Raw genomic sequence first — 19,296 nt, 5'->3', positions numbered from 1 at the left:
CAATGCCGGAACTCAAGACTCTGCGTCGTTATTTTTCTTTTCAGGATTTACAAATCCTTTTACCAAATCACCAATAACGAATCCGAAATAAGCCCCGATTGGAACCATGGTTTGCCATTGCGATTTAAGTGGGCAGGTACCCGTAAGGCAGCCTATTTCTTTCCAGTATAAATATCCTCCTATGGCCCCTAAGGCAGTACCTGCCCATACAATAAACTTCATGTTTTTCATGTCAGTATGTATTACTTAGTGTCGTCGTCTTGTTTGTTTACGGTTCACAGGCATGGCACATCCGTTTGCACCACAGCCGCTATTAAGAGCCGCCTGTATAACCAACAACAAGCCAATTATACTTAAAATAATCTGATTATCTGAAATGGACACAAAAATAATTGCCAAACCTGCAATGAGCCTTATTATACGAACAATGTTCCAGTCTTTCAATAATGTATTCATGATAGCAGATATTAGTTTGGAAAACTGCCTATACCGCCTGACAGATTATACACATTTTTGAAACCCAAGCCCGCCATATAATTACACGCCTGCCCGCTACGGTTTCCGCTACGGCAATAAATCAGGTAGGTTTTCTCGGGGTCAAGTGCCGCAACTTTCGTTTTGAAGTCGGCACTCATGATGTCAATGTTTTTCGCCCCTTTTATGGCTCCCTGACGGTATTCTCCTGCTGTACGGACATCAAGCAATACAGCTGCTTTATTTTCTGTAAGTATTTGTTTAAAGGCATTACCGGACAAATCCTGATATTGTTTCTTTGTTCTAAAAAAATCAAACATTGTGTTGTTGTTTTAATGATGAAACAAATTTCATTAATTGTTGCCACCTGTACCGTGATGTTTGTCACACAAGGCAAAATAATTTCATTTTATTACAACATGGTAGTTGGGCAAACGTATTCACTAACCTTTACTTTTCCGGTTTCTTTGATAGCCTTGAAACCTCCTGTAACATCTATTAAGCCTGTAAAACCTCTTGCTTTCAGTATCGAGATGGCTATCATGGAACGATACCCTCCGGCACAATGAACGTAATAAGTTGTGTTAGGCTTTAGCTGGGCCATGTAATTATTCAGAAAATCGAGCGGCATATTTTCTGCCCCAATCAGATGCTCCGAGTCATACTCGCTTTTCTTTCTTACATCAATTACGGGCAGGTTTGCATTTTTTGCCAGCAGGCCGGCAAATGCTTCGGCGGTTATGGTATTAACGGTATCGGTTTCTTTACCCGCCTGTTGCCATGCCTCGAACCCTCCCTTCAAAAATCCGATACAATTGTCGTACCCTACTCTAGCCATACGAATAACGGCTTCTTCTTCCTGCCCTTCATTGGTTACCAGCAATATGGTTTGTTTTAAGTCAGGAATCAGGGTGCCTACCCATGTAGCATATTGGCCTTCAAGGCCAATGTTTATAGACCCTGGTATAAAGCCTTTGGCAAAGGTATTTGCTTCACGTACGTCTAACACAAGGGCGTCGGTTTCTGTAAAAGCAGCTTCAAACTCACGTACAGTCAGAGCTTTTGTGCCTCGGTCAATTACGGTATCAAGGCTTTCATAGCCTTTCAGGTTCATGAGCACATTTTGTGGAAAATACCCCGGAGGTGGCACAAGTCCAGTCAGTAGTTCTTTAATAAACTGCTCTTTGCTCAGGGTCGGATTCAAGCCATAATTAACTTTTTTCTGATGCCCAAGCGTATCGGTTGTTTCTTTGCTCAGGTTTTTGCCACAGGCACTTCCGGCACCATGATTCGGATAAACGATGATGTCGTCGGCCAGAGGCATAATTTTGTTATGCAGAGAGTCGTATAAATGAGCGGCCAGTTTTTCCTGTGTTAAATCGGCTATTACGTGTTGTGCCAAGTCAGGGCGGCCTACATCATTTATAAAAAGTGTATCGCCCGAAAACAGCGCAATATCTTTGCCTGCCTCGTTACTCAACACATAGCAGGACGATTCCAACGTATGCCCTGGCGTGTGAATAACCCTTATCTGGAGTTTTCCGAGCTGAAATGTTTCGCCATCTTTGGCAATATAGGCAGCATACAATGGCTTGGCCGTAGGGCCAAACACAATGGTTGCTCCTGTTTTTTGTGCCAGTTCGATATGCCCCGACACGAAATCGGCATGAAAGTGTGTTTCAAATACATATTTTATCTGAGCTTTGTCTCTAGCGGCGCGTTCAATGTAAGGCTTGCTTTCGCGGAGTGGGTCAATAATAGCTACTTCGCCTTCTGACTCAATATAGTAGGCGGCTTCAGACAAACAGCCTGTATAAATCTGTTCAATTTTCATACGTAAAAGTGTTTAAGTGTTCTTGTTGATGAAGCAAAATTATAGTAAGCCTATATATTAAGTCTGTAACATTTCTCACACTCAGAAAAATATTTTGCTTTTTTTGGGTCGATGCTCACACGATAAAATTACAGGCTAGCCAACACTTAATTAATGACGGTGGTCATAGTGCTGAAAAATGTTTATTTTCTGGCTTGATTGGCATTAGAGAATAAAAACAAATGGTACCAGCTATTAGTAACAGCCCATATTGTTTTAGTTAAAAGAATTGGAGTGATACACAATGCAATGGGTAAATTAATAGAATGCCGAAATTGATTCGGGAGGTGGCCTTCCTCACAGATTTATTTGTGTACCCAATGCTTACTTGGACAATAGTAATTGAAGAAAAAACAAAGGCTATATGCCCACAGACATATAGCCAACGATATAATACAATAGGCAGGTGCTTACAGCAACTCTATTCTGTTTCTTGATAGTTTTACCTTGCCGAGTTTTTCGAGTTGTTTCAGCAACCGCGATACTACTTCTCTTGATGTAGCCAATTCGCTGGCTAGTTCTTCATGTGTAACCGTAAATATCTGGCAGCCACATACTTTGGCTTTTCGTTTCAGGAGCATCAGCAGGCGGTCGTCGAGTTTATGGAAGGCTATCTGGTCGATGGTATTAAGTAGGTCTTCAAAACGCCGCTGGTAGGTCATGAAAACAAATTGTTTCCATGAATTATATTTGGTCATCCATTCTTCTACTTTTTCGATAGGCACACTTATAAGCGTGGTTTTTTCTTCTGCCACAGCCTGAATTTCGCTTTGTTTGTGACCTAAACAGCACGTAAGCGACATGGCGCAGGAGTCCATGCCCCCCAAGTAATACAGCAGTGCTTCGCGGCCGTCGTTATCGGGGCGTAGAATTTTAATTGAGCCTTTCAGGATAATAGGCACCGAACGGATATACCCCCCTACGTGCATTAACACATGACCTTCTTCAATGGTTACAAGATTACCAATCTGTGATAACTCCTGTAATAATTCAAATTCAAATATACCTGTAAACTTCTCTTGAAGCAGGGTAATGGCTGGTCTCATACGCTTAGCTGTGCATTATTAAAGATTTTACGCTACAATGATAGCATCTTTCCTATTTTTCTTCAAAAAAAACAACAATTTACTATTGAATGTGTAACAAAAGTCACATTCAGCAAAACCAGATTTTAGTAACAAGATACAGTTTTAAAAAATTATGGGCTATGGGAACAGTAGATAAGCAGAGGGCGGGCAAATTAAGTATCGGCTCTATTCTAAAGAAAAACAGATATATTCATGATACCCATTTTTGGTGAAAAAGATGAATTGTATTTAAGTTTGGCGTTATTAAGTATGTGTACGAATTGTTTGAGTTTATCATGGATGAGGTCTCCATAGATTCTAATCATTAAGCAAACCTTGCAGTCGGTTTTAATGATTTCCTGCGGACTAATTTCGCTTTTTTCAAGCGCGTCTAATACTTTCGCCTGAAAGGCGTCGTTAAGATTTTTCGGTTTCATGACTTAAATGTTTTGCAATGGCTATAAAAGAGGCATTCGCCTCATGTAAGTAAAGGTAACATAAAAGCTACCAATAACAAACAAATAACTGTTAAAATATTGTTTTGTTTTCTGAAACACATAAAGGGCCTCAATGTTTAAGAAATCTTGCATTATAGCTTTTTTTGATAGGGCTGGCTAACAAAAAAATATGTATTTTTGAAGACTGTTAACAGGCTCATAGCATGGCTACCTATCAGATTTTTACTAACAACGATTCGCGCGGCACTTTACAGATGGCTCAACCATCAGGGCATTTGCGTGAGGTTGTAGAGTACTTCTGGGAGTCGACTTTTACCCCTGACGGCAACGAAACCATTCATAGCCATGCCTTGCCTAACTGTTTTGGTTTGTTATCATTCAACCTGAACCAGTTAAGCTGGCAGTCGGTCGAATTACCTAAGCATGAGCCGTTTACTTTCAGTCAGAGCAAATTGTTCGGGCCACTCCCTTACTCCTGCCTTTGCACCTATCCGAAAGCCCTGAAACAAGCAGGCGTTAAACTTAAGCCGGGGGCTTTAAGTCTATTTACCCACTTGCCAGCGCATGAGTTACACGGCCTTAAAGAAGACCTCCATTATTTTTTCGATACTAAGCTATTGGAAGAACAACTAATAGCAGCCAGTTCTTTTGAAGCAAGGGCAAGCCTGATGGAATCGTTTCTGAGTAGCCACTACCATTCTTCAACGCCAGACTACCGCTATTATCTGGTGCAGGAAGCCTTTAGCCGTTTTGATATTTTTATGCCTTACGGAAATGCCATTCAGCAGTTGGCTGACGATTTATGTCTGACACCTAAATCTCTGACGCGTTATTTTCAGCAATGGGTGGGGGCCACGCCTAAATGGTGCCTGAAAGCGCATCGTTTTGCCAAAGCCTATTATGCGTATCATGAGTCAAGTCAGGGTCTTGCTTATGAAGTGTACGGGTATCATGACCACTCGCACTTCTATAAAGATGCCCTTCAGCTAACAGGGCATTCGGTTGGTTATTTCTAAACCGATTGTCTGTTTTTTACACAAGCACTTTTATTATAGATATATAGTTTTGTAAAAATTTATACAATTATGGTAAAAGTCAGTTTTTTCGATACGTTTGTTCAGCGGGTTATTGCGTTCATGGAGCAGTCGCCCGATATGCTTGGGTTGGCGGTAGCAGGCTCTTGGATAAGCAAAGAAACCGATGAGTTTTCAGATTTAGACTTGGTACTGGTTTCTGAAAAAAGTATCTCGCACGACCCCAAGCAAATGAAAGCTATTGCTGCCCAACTAGGCTCGTTACTAGCGGCTTTTACGGGCGAGCATGTAGGCGAACCACGAGTATTGATTTGCCTCTATGATGAGCCACTTCTGCATGTTGATTTGAAGTTTCTGCAACCTCATGAGTTTTATGAGCGTGTTGAAGACCCCATTATTGTGTGGGAACGCAACCAGACCCTGAGCAACATTATTGCCCAAACTGATTCGGCATGGCCGTACCCTGACTATCAATGGATTGAGGACCGCTTCTGGGTCTGGATACATTACGCTGCTTTAAAAATAGGCCGCGGCGAGTTGTTTGAAGCCTACGATTTTCTGGCTTTTCTGCGTATGATGGTACTGGGACCTTTGCTACTGATTAAAAACGGGCAGCAACCCCGAGGAGTACGAAAACTGGAAACCAAACTTTCGGAAGCTGATTTAAAGGCTATTAACAAAACTGCCGCTAGCCTCGAAAAAGCTGCTTTACTACAAGCCCTATGGCAATCGATAGCCATTTATGAAGCCCTGAGAAAGCATTTGTTTGATACTACCATAGACCTGAAAATAGCTGCCGAACTAAAAGTAAAAGAGTATTTACGACAGATAGAAGAACATATCTGAGTTATTTCGGCTAATTTTATACCTAAAAAATATTATGACAATACCTACCGACCGCCCCATATATGATGGAGAAATAGCTACTTATTGGTTTGATGATGGCGTTCTGGTTTCGCTTTCCAAAAGCACAAAAAGAACAGTCGAGAGTATTGGCCGAAATGTAGCTTTTGTAAAACAGCTTACCAACAACAAGCCTGTACCTCTGCTGATTTATCTGGCAGACTCGCCTGTGCCAGATAAAGCCACCCGCAAGTTCTCGACCGAGCAACTGCCTATTATTTATTCGGCTATGGCTATGGTATCAAAGCCGGGTCTGGCAAAGCTCATCATGAATCTGCTGTTTAGTCTGAAACCTCCGCCAATTCCGATGAAAAGTTTTTCAGATGCTGAACAAGCCAAACAATGGCTTAAATCTTTAGAGGAATAAACAACGACCTGAATCATAAAAAAAGGCCCCTATATAAATACAGGAGCCGAGGGGTCATGTAGGTAATAAGGTTACTATGTGGTAAGTTGTTGTGCTAATAGTTAGTAATATAACCTATTTCTGAGGTTTTTAGTTCATTTAGCACATTTATGTACCATTGATGTTAGGGGGTTCTGATTACCGCTAATTGCTTTATTAAATCAGCCCTGCTGCTTTCAGGAATCTGTATGGGAGCATCGTGGTTATACAAATAAAGCTGCTCACGCTCGAGCCTTTCCAGATGATTAAGGTTTATTAGTAACGAACGAGATAAACGATAAAAATTAGGGCTGGCAAAATATTGCGCCAAATGCCCCAGATTCATCGAAAACAAGTAGGGGTTGGCTTCGTTGAGCAAAAATACTTTTACATAAGAGCCATCGGCTTTTAAATAGATTACATCCTGTTTTATTACTTTTTTCAGACCTTTATCGAAGGGCAGAAAAATAGTTTCGGCTATTACGGGGTCGATGTTTGACGGAACACTGGCTTTATAATTATGATAGGCCAGTTCGACCTGTAAAGCCAACTCATTATGCCGGAAGGGTTTTAGTAAATATGCCGACGGTTGGGTATTTTTTGCCCGCTGGAAAGTCTGAGTCTCAGAGTTGGCAGTCAGGTAAATAACAGGAATATTCCGTAATTTAATTAATTCGGCTGCAAGTTGGATACCGTCATGAGTTGAAGCCTTCAGCATGACATCGATAATGGCAATATCGGGCGGTTCTTTTTTAAATGAAGCCAGTGCTTCGGTGGCGTTTCTTGCTATGGCAGTTATAATATGCCCTGCTTTCTCAAGGGTTTCTTTAATGTCGATACCCGTAATTACTTCATCTTCAACGATTAAAATTTTTAATACGCTCATGGCAGCAAATCAGGTTTAAATTTCATGATAAATTGGGTTCCGGTTGGCAACGGCTCAAGGCTATAAGAGCCGTTCAACTGATTTACCTGCATCTGAATTAATCGCATACCAAAAGTATCTTTCATAACGAGGTTCTGAAAACCCGGGCCGTTATCTTTCACTTTCAATAGTAATTCATCTTTTTCCATGAAACAGCCAATGTCTACCTTCGGGTTGATGCTGTTCGGAAAGGCATATTTGCAAGCATTAGTTATTAGTTCGTTTATAATCAGGCCAAGAGGCAACGCTTGGTCGGCGGTTAGTCGGGCAGCAGTTAGGTTATAATCAGGTTCTAGGTGGTCGCAGCCAAAAGTTCTCAGAATTACATCTACAATCTCTTTTATAAAGTCGGGCAGGTTAACCATAGCCAGTTGTTTGCCGTCGTAGAGTTTCCGGTGCAGAATAGCCATTGATTCGATTCTTAAACGGCTATTGTCAATTGCTTCGAGGGCAGCGGGGTCAGTAAGCTGATTGGCCTGTAAACTCAATAGGCTTGACACCAACTGCAAATTATTTTTTACCCGATGGTTTTGCTCTTTTACTAATATGGCATTCCGCTGGCTTATTTGCCGGTTTTTACGGTAAAGCCTGTAATAAAAGAAACTTAAACTAATGGTAAGTATGAGTAAACAAACCAGCATGAGCATAAACATCCGTTGTGTACGGATATTCTCGAGCCTTAACTGGAGTTCCTCTTGCTGCTTTTTTACGACAGCTTCTTTCTTTTGGGTATCATATTCAATTTCCAAGCGGGTAACTGCTCCTTTCTGGTCGGCTTCTAGTAATTTTTTTTCTAAATCTGCCAATATTTTTAAATGAGCAAAAGCTTGTTGCCAGTTGTGCAGGGCTTCGTAGTAATCAACATAAATAGCTTCCAGATTTCGTCGCCATACGTAGCTATTCATGTGTTTTCTTTCATAATACTGCTGTGCTTCTAGTAATAAATGGTAGGCATTCTGGGGCTGATTGAACGCTATATAAGCCGAAGCCAGATGGAGCATGGCTGCCATAGTTTCGTTTTCTTTTTTTAAACGAGCCAAAGCATCTAGTGCTTTCTGAAAATAATTAATGGCTTTAGGGTCTTTTTTTAGCGTAAACAGTTTACCCAACGAAATATGAATATTAGCCAGCGCAATGGTATCTTTCAATTTGACAGACAACGCTTCGGCTTTTTTCTGGTAATAAAGTGCGCTGTCGCTATTAAACTTAACTACCGACTGGCTGTTTTTGTTTTGTAGTCCCACGTCTGCGTACAAATCGCCCAAGCCTGAGTAAGCCCGCATAAGGCCCATGTCAGAGCCAGCCCTTTTAAATACTCCAAGTGCCATTCTTAAATAACGTACTGCGCCATCATAATTGCCGAGGCTTTGTTCTTTATCACGTAGGCGTATATACAAGCGGCCCAGCTCGTACGAATCACCGAAAGCCTCCTGAATACGCAGGGCTTTCATAAACCATTCATGCGAAACAAGGTGATTGCCCGCACTTAATTCGGCTTTACCGAACAGATAATAGGCTTCGGCTATTTGCAGGGAGTCGTTTTTGGCCAATGCTTTTTTTAAAACCTCATTAGCATAGGCCATTTTTTCGAGATACACTTTTGAGTAGCTAATCTTTTGGGCAAAACCCGACCAGTACCCTAAGCATAGGGCATAGGTAGTCAGGCAAAAGATTTTTGTCAGCGACATGGGTTTGGCAAATAACATTCAAAGCTAATAAAAAACTCGGATATTTTTTATTCGGCAAAATCAGTAATTCGCAAAGCCAAACACCAGCTTCATCAATTGTTGGTTGACTTATATAAAATTGTTAATGTATTTTAATAATTATTAACCTTAAAGATCCCTAGAAAGTTGTGTTTGAAAACCTAACAACACCAATCATTTTTTTTAACAAGAAAACCTCAGTCAATGTCAATGAAATAGTACTTTTAGAAGCCAACATTAACTATACTACTATTCATTTCGATAAAGGCAGACAAATGGTTTTGGCAACTACCATCAAGAAAATGGAGTTGCTTCTGAAAGAGCATGGTTTTTTACGGATTCATAAAAAATACGTATTAAATCTCAGTTATACTGATGATTCGCTGTTGAAAAGCGGGACTTTTACACTGCAAAATAATATACAGATAAGGGTTTCGCGTAGAAAGAGAGGAGAACTACGCAAAAAAATGAAAGTCTCCAGAACCAAGATAAATAAGGAAAGGCTTACAAACCAAAACTAACAGTTTTTGTGACTAAGAGTTAAATTAGGTAAACTGCCATATATTTTTATGGCAGTTTTATTTTTTATATGCTGTGGTTGTTGCTTAACTCTCCAGAATTTCTCTGGCTACGCGCTCGCCTGACAGAATAGCCCCTTCCATGTAGCCATTCCAGACATCGGCGGTTTCGGTACCTGCCCAATGGATATTCCCGACGGGTTCGCGGAGTGCTTTCCCGACCGACGTCCATACTCCGGGAGGCATAAGCCCAGCATAGCAACCGCGGGTAAACTCTTCTTCTGACCAACTGAAATCGAGGTATTGTAACGGAGTTCGGGCTTTTTCGCCATAGAAGCGGGCAAAAGTATCAAGCACCGATGCCTGACGTGCCTCGGGGCTTAGTTGTGCAAAAGCCTTGGCCTGATTTCCGAGCACAAACCCCATCATAATACCTTTGCTGCCATCTTTCGGCGAGTTATCAAAAGTTACAGTTACATAACTTTCGTTGGTGGCCGACAACCCGTTTAGCCCTTCTTCACGCCAGAAGGGTTTATCATAAATGGCATAGGTTTTCCAGACGGTACCCATTGGCATACGCTGGGTGAGTTGTTCGCGGTTGGCAGGCATGAGGGGGTCATAATGAATACGCCCGGCCAATGTCGGAGGGAGTGCCACCACCACTTTCGATGCCGTTAGCTCAAAGCCATTGCCACTTACAATTACTTTACCAGCCCGCTGACTGATAGCCCTTACTACACTATTAAGCCGGATATGTTCTTTAAAGGTATCGGCTAGCCTTAAAGCAGGCTGAGAGGCTCCACCGATGAGGCGTTCTTCCTGCGCACCATTTTTTACATTCATGAGGGTATCGAAATCGCGGCACGACTGCGTGTAAAACATGGCATGAAGCATCGAGATTTCGTTAGGGTCGGCTGCCCAGATAGCCTCTGCCGCCAACTTGAACATGACCTTTGCCGTCTTGAACGACATCTGTTTGTCCATCCATGTAGCAAGTGTCATGGCATCATAGTGGGCAGCGTTGGGGGTATTCCACGGTTGTTGCAGGTCAACGGTTTTAGCCAGTTTATTGATACGCTTAATGGCGAAGTCGAGGCTTAACAACGAGCCGATAGGCAAAGGCGGAATAAGCCCTTTGTAACGTTTTACTTTATTATTAAAGAGAAGCGTGCTTTTTCCTTCATCGTAGGTCGGGAAAGTACCTACCCCAAACTCTTTGGCTAGTGCATAAATTTTGTGTTGTGTTGGCCCTACCCATGCCGCCCCGAGGTCAACGTACGAGCCATCGTCAAAATAACGGGTATATACACGCCCCCCTACCCTGTCGCGGGCTTCGAGTAAAAGCACTTTTTTTCCTGCTTTGAGTAATTCGCGGGTGGCAGTCAGGCCGGCATAGCCAGCTCCAATCACAATGACATCATAGGTTTGCATATAGCTTCAGGTTTAGGGGGTGTTAGAAGTACTTGAAGCCCTAAGTTGAGTATTTTATTTTTTTCCTCAAAAAAAATAAAAATCTTTTATGGAATATTTTTATCGGCTGCATCTAATGAACAAATACTGAATTTTTATTGAATCATGATGCCATCTTTCCAACTAAAAATAGATAATCCCTGTCATGAAAACTGGGATTCCTTTACCCCTACCTCCAACGGAGGCTTTTGTGGAACTTGCCAGAAGAATGTAATAGATTTCAGCCAGATGTCTGAAAGCCAGTTAGTAGCTTTTTTCAGAGACAAGCAAGGCACTTCGCAAAACCTTTGCGGGCGTTTCAGACAAGACCAACTGCAAAAAAACTATAATATAGACGAGTGGTTTCCGGCTTGGAGTGTACAAGACCAACAGGTGCAATATGAAATTCCGGTGGCTATTATGCTTGCCCAGACAACCAGACAACAAATTAAACTGCCCCTCATACGCCACATGAAAGTGGTCAGAAACATGGCTGCCGCAATGCTTACTTTGTTATGTATTGAAGAAGGTATCGGGCAAAACAGAGTTATTTCGGGGCAGGTAATAGAGGCAGAAGGGAAAAGTGTATTGGCAGGCGTTTCTATACTGGTAAAAGGTACCACACGAGGAACGGTATCGGATAGTAGCGGGTATTATAAAATTGAGGTATCGGACAATGACATTTTAGTGTTCAACTCCATAGGTTTTAAGGAAGTAAAAGAGAGAATAGCAGGAACGAAAGAATCAATAAAAACGGCAATGGAAACAGAGGTAACTAACCTGCCAGAAGTAGTGGTTACTGGTTATAGTTGTTCGAGAATAAAAATGGGGACAGGTGCCATTTCAACAGGTGCCATTTCAATAGTATCCGGTTTTGACGCACCCTTGCCCCCTAAAAAATTTGCTACGAAAGTAGCTATATGGGGTAATGCAGTACAAAACGGCGAACTGATACTTGTGCCAGAACTGGCGGCTTCGGTAGATTACACCGGAAATTCGTTCGAGCGAGCAAACGATGAGAAATGGTTTCGGGAAAATGGTTTTCAGGAGGTAACAAGTGTGCATATTTATGACAATTCGGGGCGTATTTATAGCCAGAGTTTTATTAAAACAGGGAATGATATGCTAAAGGTCGATGTGAGTGATATTCCCGAAGGAGCCTATGTGGTACGGGTTATTTTCAGGCACGAAAGAAGCCTTACCGAACAGGAGGTTGCTACAACCCGTGTATTGATTGAGAGATAATTAGACTGTGATAAATAAGTAAAAAAGGCACAAGGGTTTGATTTAAAGGGTATAGAGCAACGTGCCTGCGAATCCACGCAACTTAATTTTATTAAATAACTAAATGAAACAATGCTATGCTATGACTAAAATATGCTGTTTAGCATTCTGATACGCTGATTCGGAAAAGTGGGGAGTTTGAATCTTCCCACTTGTTTTACTTGGTTGCACTGCCTGCTTACAGACTATTTATGAAACAATGCGCTTCTTAACTTTACTTCTTTTTCAGATATGGCAGTATGTTTTTGATTAAAACCTCAAAAGGTAGTTTTGATTTCCAAGACCCAAAGCTATTTCCTGTGAACGCCACCACGAGGTCAAGGTCTGCAATAACCATAAAATACTGCCCCCCATTACCTGAGGAAAACACAACATTATAACCAAAGTGGTCGGTAAGCATTTTTTCGTTATACCAGTAGTAGCCATAATAAGTGGGTTGAGGGTACACGTTTTTTGCTTTTGATATGCCTACATTTGAAAAATCTTCAATTTTGGTAATCGGCTTGGTTGATTCTTCAATCCATTTTCTGGAAACAACAGACTTATTCTGCCACATTCCTTTATTTAAAACTAACATTCCGATTTTTGCCATATCGATTGGCTTCATATAAAAAGAACCAGCCGTCATGGCATGGCCTGTTGGGTCTTTTGTCCAGCGATAATCTGTAATACCCAGTGGTTTAAACAAAAAGGTTTCGGCAAATGTAGCCAGAGGCATTTTGGTTGCCGATTCAATAATGCCTCCGATTATCATTGGTGCCGATGAATTATACGCCCAGAATGTACCCGGTTTATGAGCCATAGGGAGGTCTAACGAAAATTTAAGCCAGTCGTTGGTAAGTTCCATTTCATCTTCACAATCTTTGGTGCTATTCCATTCTTCACAATCAAATCCGGCTTTCATTTCCAGCAAATTCTGTATGGTCATATCCAGCTTATTGTGTTCCAGATTTTTAAAAGAACCATACTGCGGAAAAAATGTATATACTTTTTCATTCACACTTTTGATATACCCTTTGTCAATGGCAATACCCATGAGCAAACTGGTAATAGATTTAAACGAAGAGCGGGTATCATGCAGCGACGTTGCTGTTAATCCGTTAAAATAATGTTGATAAATGATTTTGTTATGCTGGGCCACCACAATTCCGTCAATGTTCGGATACTTTCCTTTTTCAATAGCCTGCATGGCTGTATCTGGCAATACATTTTTTTGCTGTGACACCCCAACAAGTGAAATATTGAGCAGAACAGCAACATAGAATACAAGTTTCATTGGTTTGGTAGCTTTGGGGTTGTCTAATGGTTAGCATGAATAAAACCTTCGAGATAAGGCTTTATACGTAATACGCAGCAGCGTTTCAAATATTGCTCAAAGATTTACCTAGCCATGAAGTTTTTGATTTTTAAAAATCATTTTATTTCAGCCACTTGTTTAGGTTTAGTGCAATAAAGAAGCAACTATGTTTTTGTGTAGCACTGTATTGGCCTATAAAAATAAGGTTTTGGAGTATATTATCAAGATTTATTGATAAATAAATCGTTCGTTTTTGATTTTCTCAAAAAGTATTCGTAATTTTGCACCCCGAAATGGAATCCTAATATTAGTTTGAATATAAGTTTCTAAACAAAATTGTCTGATAATCAGACTCTTAAAACATTTTTGAAAAAAATCTAAAAAAATGGCACGCGATTTAAAATTTACAAGAAACATCGGTATTGCTGCCCACATTGACGCAGGTAAAACAACTACCACTGAGCGTATCCTTTATTATGCTGGCGTGAGCCATAAAATCGGTGAAGTACACGATGGAGCTGCTACGATGGACTGGATGGAGCAAGAGCAGGAAAGAGGTATCACCATCACGTCGGCTGCGACTACCGTTAACTGGAATTACAGAGACCAAAAATATCACATCAACATCATTGACACTCCTGGTCACGTTGACTTTACCGTTGAGGTAAACCGTTCGTTACGTGTACTTGATGGCTTGGTGTTCTTGTTTAGTGCCGTTGATGGTGTTGAGCCACAATCAGAAACTAACTGGCGTTTAGCTAACAACTATAACGTTGCTCGTTTGGGCTTCGTAAATAAAATGGACCGTTCGGGTGCCGACTTCCTTAACGTGTGTAAACAAGTAAAGGAAATGTTAGGCAGCAACGCAGTACCTCTTCAATTGCCAATCGGTGCTGAAGATAACTTCAAAGGTGTGGTTGACCTTGTTAACTTCCGTGGCCTTGTATGGAACGAACACGATAAAGGTATGACTTTCACTGAGGTACCAATTCCTGAAGATATGATGGATGAGGCTACCGAATACCGTGAGAAATTATTGGAATCAGTAGCTGAGTTTGATGATACTTTGATGGAGAAATACTTTGAAGACCCAAATTCAATTACTGAAGACGAAATTCTTGCTGCACTTCGCCAAGCGGTTATCAGCATGAAAATCGTTCCGATGCTTTGCGGTTCGTCATTCAAAAACAAAGGTGTACAAACTATGCTTGACTACGTGATGGCCTTGTTACCGTCACCGTTAGACAAAGAAGCGATTAAAGGAACTGACCCTAACACAGGTGCTGAAATCATCCGTCGCCCAACTGAAAGCGACCCATTTGCAGCCCTTGCGTTCAAAATTGCTACTGACCCTTACGTAGGCCGTTTGTGTTTCATTCGTGCTTATTCGGGTGGTCTGGATGCCGGTTCTTATGTATTAAATAACCGTTCAGGTAACAAAGAGCGTATCTCTCGTATCTTCCAGATGCACGCCAACAAACAAAACTCTATTGAGCGTTTGGGTGCTGGTGACATCGGTGCGGTAGTAGGCTTTAAAGATATTAAAACTGGTGATACGTTATCAGATGAGAAAAACCCAATCGTTCTTGAATCAATGGTATTCCCTGACCCAGTTATCGGGTATGCAATTGAGCCTAAGAAAACAGCCGATCAGGATAACTTCTCGAAAGCAATTACCAAGTTGATTGAAGAAGACCCAACACTTCAGGTTGAATCAAACGAAGAAACAGGTCAGACTATTATCCGTGGTATGGGTGAGCTTCACCTTGAAATCATCATCGACCGTATGCGTCGTGAGTTCAAAGTAGAAGTAAACCAAGGTGCGCCACAGGTAGCTTACAAAGAAACTATCACTAAAACTATCGAACACCGTGAGGTTTACAAGAAACAATCGGGTGGTCGTGGTAAGTTTGCTGATATCGTGTTTGAAATCGGACCACGTGATGATGACAAACAAGGCTTAGAGTTCGTTAACAATATTGTGGGTGGTATTATTCCAAAAGAGTTTATCCCTGCCGTACAAAAAGGCTTTGAGTCAGCCATGGTAAATGGCCCGTTAGCTGGTTTCCCTCTTGATTCAATGAAAGTGCGTTTGTTCCATGGTTCTTACCATGATGTTGACTCTGACTCATTGTCTTTCGAGATGGCCGCTCGTTTAGGTTTCAAAGAAGCTGCTCGTCAGGCTGGTCCTAAATTATTAGAACCAATCATGGCAGTAGAAGTTGTTACTCCTGACGAATATACTGGTCCTATCACAGGTGACTTGAACCGTCGTCGTGGTATGATGAAAGGTATGGATACAAAAGCTGGTTCACAAGTAATCAAAGCTGATGTACCTCTTTCTGAGTTATTCGGTTATGTAACTGACCTTCGTACGATGTCATCAGGTCGTGCAACTGCGAACTTGACATTCTCACACTATGAAATCGTTCCGCAAAACATTGCAGATTCTGTAATTACAAAATCAAAAGCGTAAGATTTTATAGCTATTCATACAAACGCCTGCTTCGGGAAACCAGAGCAGGCGTTTTTGTTTTTAACAAGTCCATATAAAAGCAAATAATACGCAATAGCCCATAACAAAACCTGCTATTCTCTGGCTACCTTATATATAACCAGATGTAAAAGCCATTCAAACATACAGAAGCAAGCAGATTCAGCCACATTACATGACGGAAATCGGCTTGGCGGGTATCTTGCAAGACTTTCAAAAACCACCAGCCAAAATACAACAGCACAGGCACATTAAAGACCAGTAAAAGCATAAAGTCGGTGCGGGAGAAATAAAAGAAAAAAAGAGCAAAAGCAATGCTGAACACAACCGCCGTAAAGACAAAAGTACCTCGAATGCCGAGTAATATACTCATGGTCTGGTCTCCTCTTTTGCTATCTTCATCATGCTGATATACCTGTGTAATCGGATAAATTGCCCATAGCATAAGGGTACTTATCAAGGCAGGTAATACATAAGCCTGTAATGGCTCACTAGTATTGGTAACAGCCAGCGTTACACTTATATAAATAAAAGCACCCTGAAACAACCCCACAATAAACCAACTGGCAATAGCATATTTTTTCAGTCGGATTTTATCATTACTATATGCTTTTGACACCATGCTATATATAAAAATCAGGGCAGCAAAAAGCGGACTTACCAATAAAAAGCCTGCTATTATGGCCAAAATATCTATTCCCCAAGCTACCCACAATAATTTATCATCAACAGGTGGGGGTTTTTCAAGCCCTCCTATGCTACCTTCATCTTTATCAAAATAGCTGTTATACGCATTACTAGCCGGATAAATTAATAAATGCAGTATAACAAAAACCCAGATAGCTTTAGAAGAATCAACTCTCGATGACTGGCTCAGCGCAAACCAATAAACAGGCATCAGAAAGAACGAAAACGGAATACGCAGGTGCAGGAGGATGTCTTTGGGGGTCATGGGCTATCTTTTTTGTAAATATATTAAAATCTGTCAGGGATTGGTAGTTTAGCCGCTACTTATTGCAGCATACCGAAAAGAAACAATACCTGTATGTTTGAAGGCATGATAAAAGTGCGTTATAGAAATAACCTAACGACATTTTTTTACTCACACCTATCATAATCTGCTTTTTTGACCCTATTTTTGAAGTCGGTTTGTATTTTATTTTCAACCTTACTTAATCTATGAAATTCAGCATTCTTATTGTCTCTTTCGTATTTTTGTTTTTATCGGCTAATTGCCAGAAACCCAATAAAACTTCTGAAAAATTATCAGACGAAGCCCTGCTCGACCTTGTACAGAAACAAACCATCAGGTATTTCTGGGATTTTGGGCATCCTACCAGCGGGCTAGCACGCGAGCGCAGCAACACAAACTTTGGCTATGGCCACGAAACCTGTACCATTGGTGGCACCGGATTTGGCGTAATGGCTATTATTGTAGGCGTAGAACGTAACTGGATAACAAGAGAAGCCGCAGCCGAGAGAATACAAAAAATGGTTAATTTTCTTTTCAAAGCACAGAGTTATCATGGAGCATTTGCCCATTGGATGAATGGCGAAACAGGTAAGACTATTCCGTTTGGTCGTAAAGATGATGGTGCCGATTTGGTTGAAACGGCTTATCTTTTTCAGGGTCTTTTGTGTGCCAGAGAATATTTTACGAAAGACAATAATACCGAAAGAGACATACGCCAGAAAATTACTTGGATGTGGGACGAACTAGAGTTTGACTGGTTCACACAAGGGTCGGTTAATCAGTTATACTGGCATTGGAGCCCTAACAATGGTTGGGCTATGAACTTTGAACTTCGTGGCTGGAACGAAACCCTTATTACTTATATTCTGGGAGCATCTTCCAAGCGTTATCCTATCAGCCGTGAACATTATATTAAATGCTGGGCGCAAAGCGACCACTTTAAAAACGGTAAAGAATTTTATGGTGTAAAGCTACCTTTAGGCTTCGATTACGGCGGGCCGCTGTTTTTTGCTCAATATTCGTTTCTTGGCTTAGACCCGCGCGATCTGAAAGACCAATACGCCGACTACTGGCAACAAAACCTGAACCATACGCTCATTAATTATAAACATTGTGTGGCTAACCCTAACAAGTTTAAGGGTTATGGCCCCAATTGTTGGGGTCTGACAGCCAGCGATAACCATGAAGGCTATAATGCCCACGCTCCCGACAACGACCTAGGCGTAATTACTCCTACGGCGGCGTTATCTTCGTTTCCTTACACGCCTAAAGAGTCAATGGCAGCTTTACGTTATTTTTATGAAGAAAAAGGCGATAAGCTATGGGGCGAATATGGCTTTAAAGACGCTATGAATGAAACCAAAAACTGGTATGCCGAATCGTATCTGGCTATTGACCAGGGCCCTATTGTGGTGATGATTGAAAACTACCGCACAGGCTTGTTCTGGAAATTATTTATGGGTATTCCTGAAATTCAACAGGGCTTAAAAAAGTTAGGTTTTGAAAGCCCCCAAATTAAATAATATTTTTTAACCATCTATTAACTTTTTTCTATGAAAATACGTGTGCTGATACTTGGGCTATTATTTCTGCAAAGTATGATTGTTAGTGCCGCTAGTGTTGATACAATTGCGGTACATAGCAACGCCATGAACAAAACTTATAAAGCGGCGGTAGTACTACCGGCCACTTACAGCAAAAGCAAAGAGGCTTACCCTGTGCTGTATTTATTACATGGTGGATACGGGCATTTTAGCGACTGGCTTTTAAAAGTACCTGAGAAAAACCTTGTACAATCGCTGGCTGACCAGTATAACTTAATTATTGTAATGCCTGAAGGCGAAATTTTCAGTTATTACCTCGATAGTCAGGTTAATAAGGAAAGCCAGTTTGAAACTTATATCAGCAAGGAAGTAATTGAAAAAATTGACCAGACTTACCGCACCGTACGTGATAGAAAAGGGCGGGTAATTACGGGGCTATCGATGGGGGGGTATGGGTCTTTGTATCTGGCGAGCCGCCATCCTGACACCTATTGTGCCGCAGGTAGCATGAGTGGTGCGTTAAACCCTGATATGTGGTCGTGGAAACTTACTCCTGAAAGATATACGGGTATCAAGAAAGCATTTGAGGGGATTCTTGGCCCCATAGAAACCAACACCGATGCCTATAAAGCGGCCTCTGTGATTAATATGGCCGATAAAATGAAAACCAATCAGGTAGCTTTAATTTTTGACTGTGGGGTAGATGATTTCCTGATTGAACCTAACCGCGAGCTTCACCGCCGCCTAGTTTTTAACAATACCCCTCATGATTATACCGAACGCCCGGGCAACCACACATGGGACTACTGGCAGAATTCTTTGCCTAATCATTTGTTGTTTTTCAAAAAAGTACTGACGGCCAATGGCTCACTGAAATCAGACAAATAAGCCTTAATTATATTGACTAACTAT

19 protein-coding genes are annotated in these 19,296 nt (G+C 41.3%); 8 read left to right on the top strand and 11 right to left on the bottom strand.

What is annotated here, in order from left to right:
• Positions 1-12: 12 nt before the first annotated feature.
• The 6 genes from WAA15_RS10365 to WAA15_RS10340 all read right to left on the bottom strand — a co-directional run bounded on the left by WAA15_RS10365 (position 13) and on the right by WAA15_RS10340 (position 3,851).
• The gene (locus tag WAA15_RS10365) at positions 13-231 is read right to left on the bottom strand and encodes a hypothetical protein (protein WP_337042668.1); all 219 of its coding nucleotides are present in this window, start codon (positions 229-231) and stop codon (positions 13-15) included.
• A gap of 15 nt (positions 232-246) precedes the next feature.
• Complete coding sequence (locus WAA15_RS10360) at positions 247-456, bottom strand: hypothetical protein (RefSeq protein WP_337042667.1); 210 nt, start codon at positions 454-456, stop codon at positions 247-249.
• 11 nt (positions 457-467) lie between these two features.
• Positions 468-794, bottom strand: coding sequence for a rhodanese-like domain-containing protein (locus tag WAA15_RS10355; protein WP_337042666.1), 327 nt, complete (start codon positions 792-794; stop codon positions 468-470).
• Positions 795-886: 92 nt separating this feature from the next.
• On the bottom strand, positions 887-2,308 hold the full coding sequence (locus WAA15_RS10350) for an MBL fold metallo-hydrolase (protein ID WP_337042665.1): 1,422 nt from the start codon (positions 2,306-2,308) through the stop codon (positions 887-889).
• Positions 2,309-2,757: 449 nt separating this feature from the next.
• Complete coding sequence (locus tag WAA15_RS10345) at positions 2,758-3,393, bottom strand: Crp/Fnr family transcriptional regulator (protein WP_337042664.1); 636 nt, start codon at positions 3,391-3,393, stop codon at positions 2,758-2,760.
• A 212-nt stretch (positions 3,394-3,605) separates the two neighbouring features.
• A complete protein-coding gene (locus tag WAA15_RS10340) occupies positions 3,606-3,851 on the bottom strand; it encodes a hypothetical protein (RefSeq protein ID WP_337042663.1) in 246 nt (81 codons plus the stop codon).
• A gap of 224 nt (positions 3,852-4,075) precedes the next feature.
• On the opposite strand from WAA15_RS10340, the gene WAA15_RS10335 reads away from it, so the two are divergent.
• The 3 genes from WAA15_RS10335 (at position 4,076) to WAA15_RS10325 (ending at position 6,176) form a co-directional block, all read left to right on the top strand.
• Positions 4,076-4,888, top strand: coding sequence for a helix-turn-helix domain-containing protein (locus tag WAA15_RS10335; RefSeq protein WP_337042662.1), 813 nt, complete (start codon positions 4,076-4,078; stop codon positions 4,886-4,888).
• A 69-nt stretch (positions 4,889-4,957) separates the two neighbouring features.
• Positions 4,958-5,752, top strand: coding sequence for a nucleotidyltransferase domain-containing protein (locus WAA15_RS10330; RefSeq protein WP_337042661.1), 795 nt, complete (start codon positions 4,958-4,960; stop codon positions 5,750-5,752).
• A 34-nt stretch (positions 5,753-5,786) separates the two neighbouring features.
• Complete coding sequence (locus WAA15_RS10325) at positions 5,787-6,176, top strand: DUF7793 family protein (RefSeq protein ID WP_337042660.1); 390 nt, start codon at positions 5,787-5,789, stop codon at positions 6,174-6,176.
• A 163-nt stretch (positions 6,177-6,339) separates the two neighbouring features.
• Here WAA15_RS10325 and WAA15_RS10320 read toward each other — a convergent pair whose 3' ends face one another.
• Both WAA15_RS10320 and WAA15_RS10315 read right to left on the bottom strand, forming a co-directional pair.
• Positions 6,340-7,080 (bottom strand): response regulator, encoded by a 741-nt coding sequence (locus WAA15_RS10320; protein ID WP_337042659.1) that lies wholly within the window; start codon positions 7,078-7,080, stop codon positions 6,340-6,342.
• The gene (locus WAA15_RS10315; protein WP_337042658.1) at positions 7,077-8,807 is read right to left on the bottom strand and encodes a tetratricopeptide repeat-containing sensor histidine kinase; all 1,731 of its coding nucleotides are present in this window, start codon (positions 8,805-8,807) and stop codon (positions 7,077-7,079) included. Before WAA15_RS10315 ends, WAA15_RS10320 begins: the two co-directional genes overlap by 4 nt.
• Positions 8,808-8,974: 167 nt before the next feature.
• On the opposite strand from WAA15_RS10315, the gene WAA15_RS10310 reads away from it, so the two are divergent.
• Entirely contained in the window at positions 8,975-9,346 is a 372-nt protein-coding gene (locus WAA15_RS10310; protein ID WP_337042657.1) for a LytR/AlgR family response regulator transcription factor, read from the top strand.
• 84 nt (positions 9,347-9,430) lie between these two features.
• Here WAA15_RS10310 and WAA15_RS10305 read toward each other — a convergent pair whose 3' ends face one another.
• Positions 9,431-10,774 (bottom strand): flavin monoamine oxidase family protein, encoded by a 1,344-nt coding sequence (locus WAA15_RS10305; protein WP_337042656.1) that lies wholly within the window; start codon positions 10,772-10,774, stop codon positions 9,431-9,433.
• 144 nt (positions 10,775-10,918) lie between these two features.
• Here WAA15_RS10305 and WAA15_RS10300 point away from each other — a divergent pair, with 144 nt between their 5' ends.
• A complete protein-coding gene (locus tag WAA15_RS10300) occupies positions 10,919-12,037 on the top strand; it encodes a T9SS type A sorting domain-containing protein (protein WP_337042655.1) in 1,119 nt (372 codons plus the stop codon).
• A gap of 253 nt (positions 12,038-12,290) precedes the next feature.
• Here the strand turns inward: WAA15_RS10300 and WAA15_RS10295 are convergent, their stop codons facing one another.
• Positions 12,291-13,352: a serine hydrolase domain-containing protein gene (locus WAA15_RS10295; protein ID WP_337042654.1), complete on the bottom strand. Its 1,062-nt coding sequence runs from the start codon at positions 13,350-13,352 to the stop codon at positions 12,291-12,293.
• Positions 13,353-13,758: 406 nt separating this feature from the next.
• Between WAA15_RS10295 and fusA the strand changes: the two genes are divergently transcribed.
• Positions 13,759-15,849 carry an elongation factor G gene (fusA, locus tag WAA15_RS10290; RefSeq protein ID WP_337042653.1) on the top strand — a complete coding sequence of 697 codons (2,091 nt, stop codon included), beginning with the start codon at positions 13,759-13,761 and terminating at the stop codon, positions 15,847-15,849.
• 124 nt (positions 15,850-15,973) lie between these two features.
• Here the strand turns inward: fusA and WAA15_RS10285 are convergent, their stop codons facing one another.
• Positions 15,974-16,819, bottom strand: coding sequence for a UbiA family prenyltransferase (locus WAA15_RS10285; protein ID WP_337042652.1), 846 nt, complete (start codon positions 16,817-16,819; stop codon positions 15,974-15,976).
• Between the two features lie 227 nt (positions 16,820-17,046).
• On the opposite strand from WAA15_RS10285, the gene WAA15_RS10280 reads away from it, so the two are divergent.
• Complete coding sequence (locus WAA15_RS10280) at positions 17,047-18,363, top strand: glucoamylase family protein (RefSeq protein WP_337042651.1); 1,317 nt, start codon at positions 17,047-17,049, stop codon at positions 18,361-18,363.
• 30 nt (positions 18,364-18,393) lie between these two features.
• Positions 18,394-19,272, top strand: coding sequence for an alpha/beta hydrolase (locus WAA15_RS10275; protein WP_337042650.1), 879 nt, complete (start codon positions 18,394-18,396; stop codon positions 19,270-19,272).
• The last annotated feature ends 24 nt before the right edge of the window (positions 19,273-19,296 follow it).

It is taken from the genome of Emticicia sp. 17c (assembly GCF_037153985.1).
Taxonomy (GTDB): Bacteria; Bacteroidota; Bacteroidia; order Cytophagales; family Spirosomataceae; genus Emticicia.
The sequence above is the reverse complement of the archived record's forward strand: the minus strand, read 5'-3'. Positions and strand labels throughout refer to the sequence as shown.

Excerpts from the sequence above, each read along its gene's own strand:
- WAA15_RS10365 (WP_337042668.1), bottom strand. The coding sequence starts at position 231 with ATGAAAAACATGAAGTTTATTGTATGGGCAGGTACTGCCTTAGGGGCC.
- WAA15_RS10360 (WP_337042667.1), bottom strand. The coding sequence starts at position 456 with ATGAATACATTATTGAAAGACTGGAACATTGTTCGTATAATAAGGCTC.
- WAA15_RS10355 (WP_337042666.1), bottom strand. The coding sequence starts at position 794 with ATGTTTGATTTTTTTAGAACAAAGAAACAATATCAGGATTTGTCCGGT.
- WAA15_RS10350 (WP_337042665.1), bottom strand. The coding sequence starts at position 2,308 with ATGAAAATTGAACAGATTTATACAGGCTGTTTGTCTGAAGCCGCCTAC.
- WAA15_RS10345 (WP_337042664.1), bottom strand. The coding sequence starts at position 3,393 with ATGAGACCAGCCATTACCCTGCTTCAAGAGAAGTTTACAGGTATATTT.
- WAA15_RS10340 (WP_337042663.1), bottom strand. The coding sequence starts at position 3,851 with ATGAAACCGAAAAATCTTAACGACGCCTTTCAGGCGAAAGTATTAGAC.
- WAA15_RS10335 (WP_337042662.1), top strand. The coding sequence starts at position 4,076 with ATGGCTACCTATCAGATTTTTACTAACAACGATTCGCGCGGCACTTTA.
- WAA15_RS10330 (WP_337042661.1), top strand. The coding sequence starts at position 4,958 with ATGGTAAAAGTCAGTTTTTTCGATACGTTTGTTCAGCGGGTTATTGCG.
- WAA15_RS10325 (WP_337042660.1), top strand. The coding sequence starts at position 5,787 with ATGACAATACCTACCGACCGCCCCATATATGATGGAGAAATAGCTACT.
- WAA15_RS10320 (WP_337042659.1), bottom strand. The coding sequence starts at position 7,080 with ATGAGCGTATTAAAAATTTTAATCGTTGAAGATGAAGTAATTACGGGT.
- WAA15_RS10315 (WP_337042658.1), bottom strand. The coding sequence starts at position 8,807 with ATGTCGCTGACAAAAATCTTTTGCCTGACTACCTATGCCCTATGCTTA.
- WAA15_RS10305 (WP_337042656.1), bottom strand. The coding sequence starts at position 10,774 with ATGCAAACCTATGATGTCATTGTGATTGGAGCTGGCTATGCCGGCCTG.
- WAA15_RS10300 (WP_337042655.1), top strand. The coding sequence starts at position 10,919 with ATGATGCCATCTTTCCAACTAAAAATAGATAATCCCTGTCATGAAAAC.
- WAA15_RS10295 (WP_337042654.1), bottom strand. The coding sequence starts at position 13,352 with ATGAAACTTGTATTCTATGTTGCTGTTCTGCTCAATATTTCACTTGTT.
- fusA (WP_337042653.1), top strand. The coding sequence starts at position 13,759 with ATGGCACGCGATTTAAAATTTACAAGAAACATCGGTATTGCTGCCCAC.
- WAA15_RS10285 (WP_337042652.1), bottom strand. The coding sequence starts at position 16,819 with ATGACCCCCAAAGACATCCTCCTGCACCTGCGTATTCCGTTTTCGTTC.
- WAA15_RS10280 (WP_337042651.1), top strand. The coding sequence starts at position 17,047 with ATGAAATTCAGCATTCTTATTGTCTCTTTCGTATTTTTGTTTTTATCG.
- WAA15_RS10275 (WP_337042650.1), top strand. The coding sequence starts at position 18,394 with ATGAAAATACGTGTGCTGATACTTGGGCTATTATTTCTGCAAAGTATG.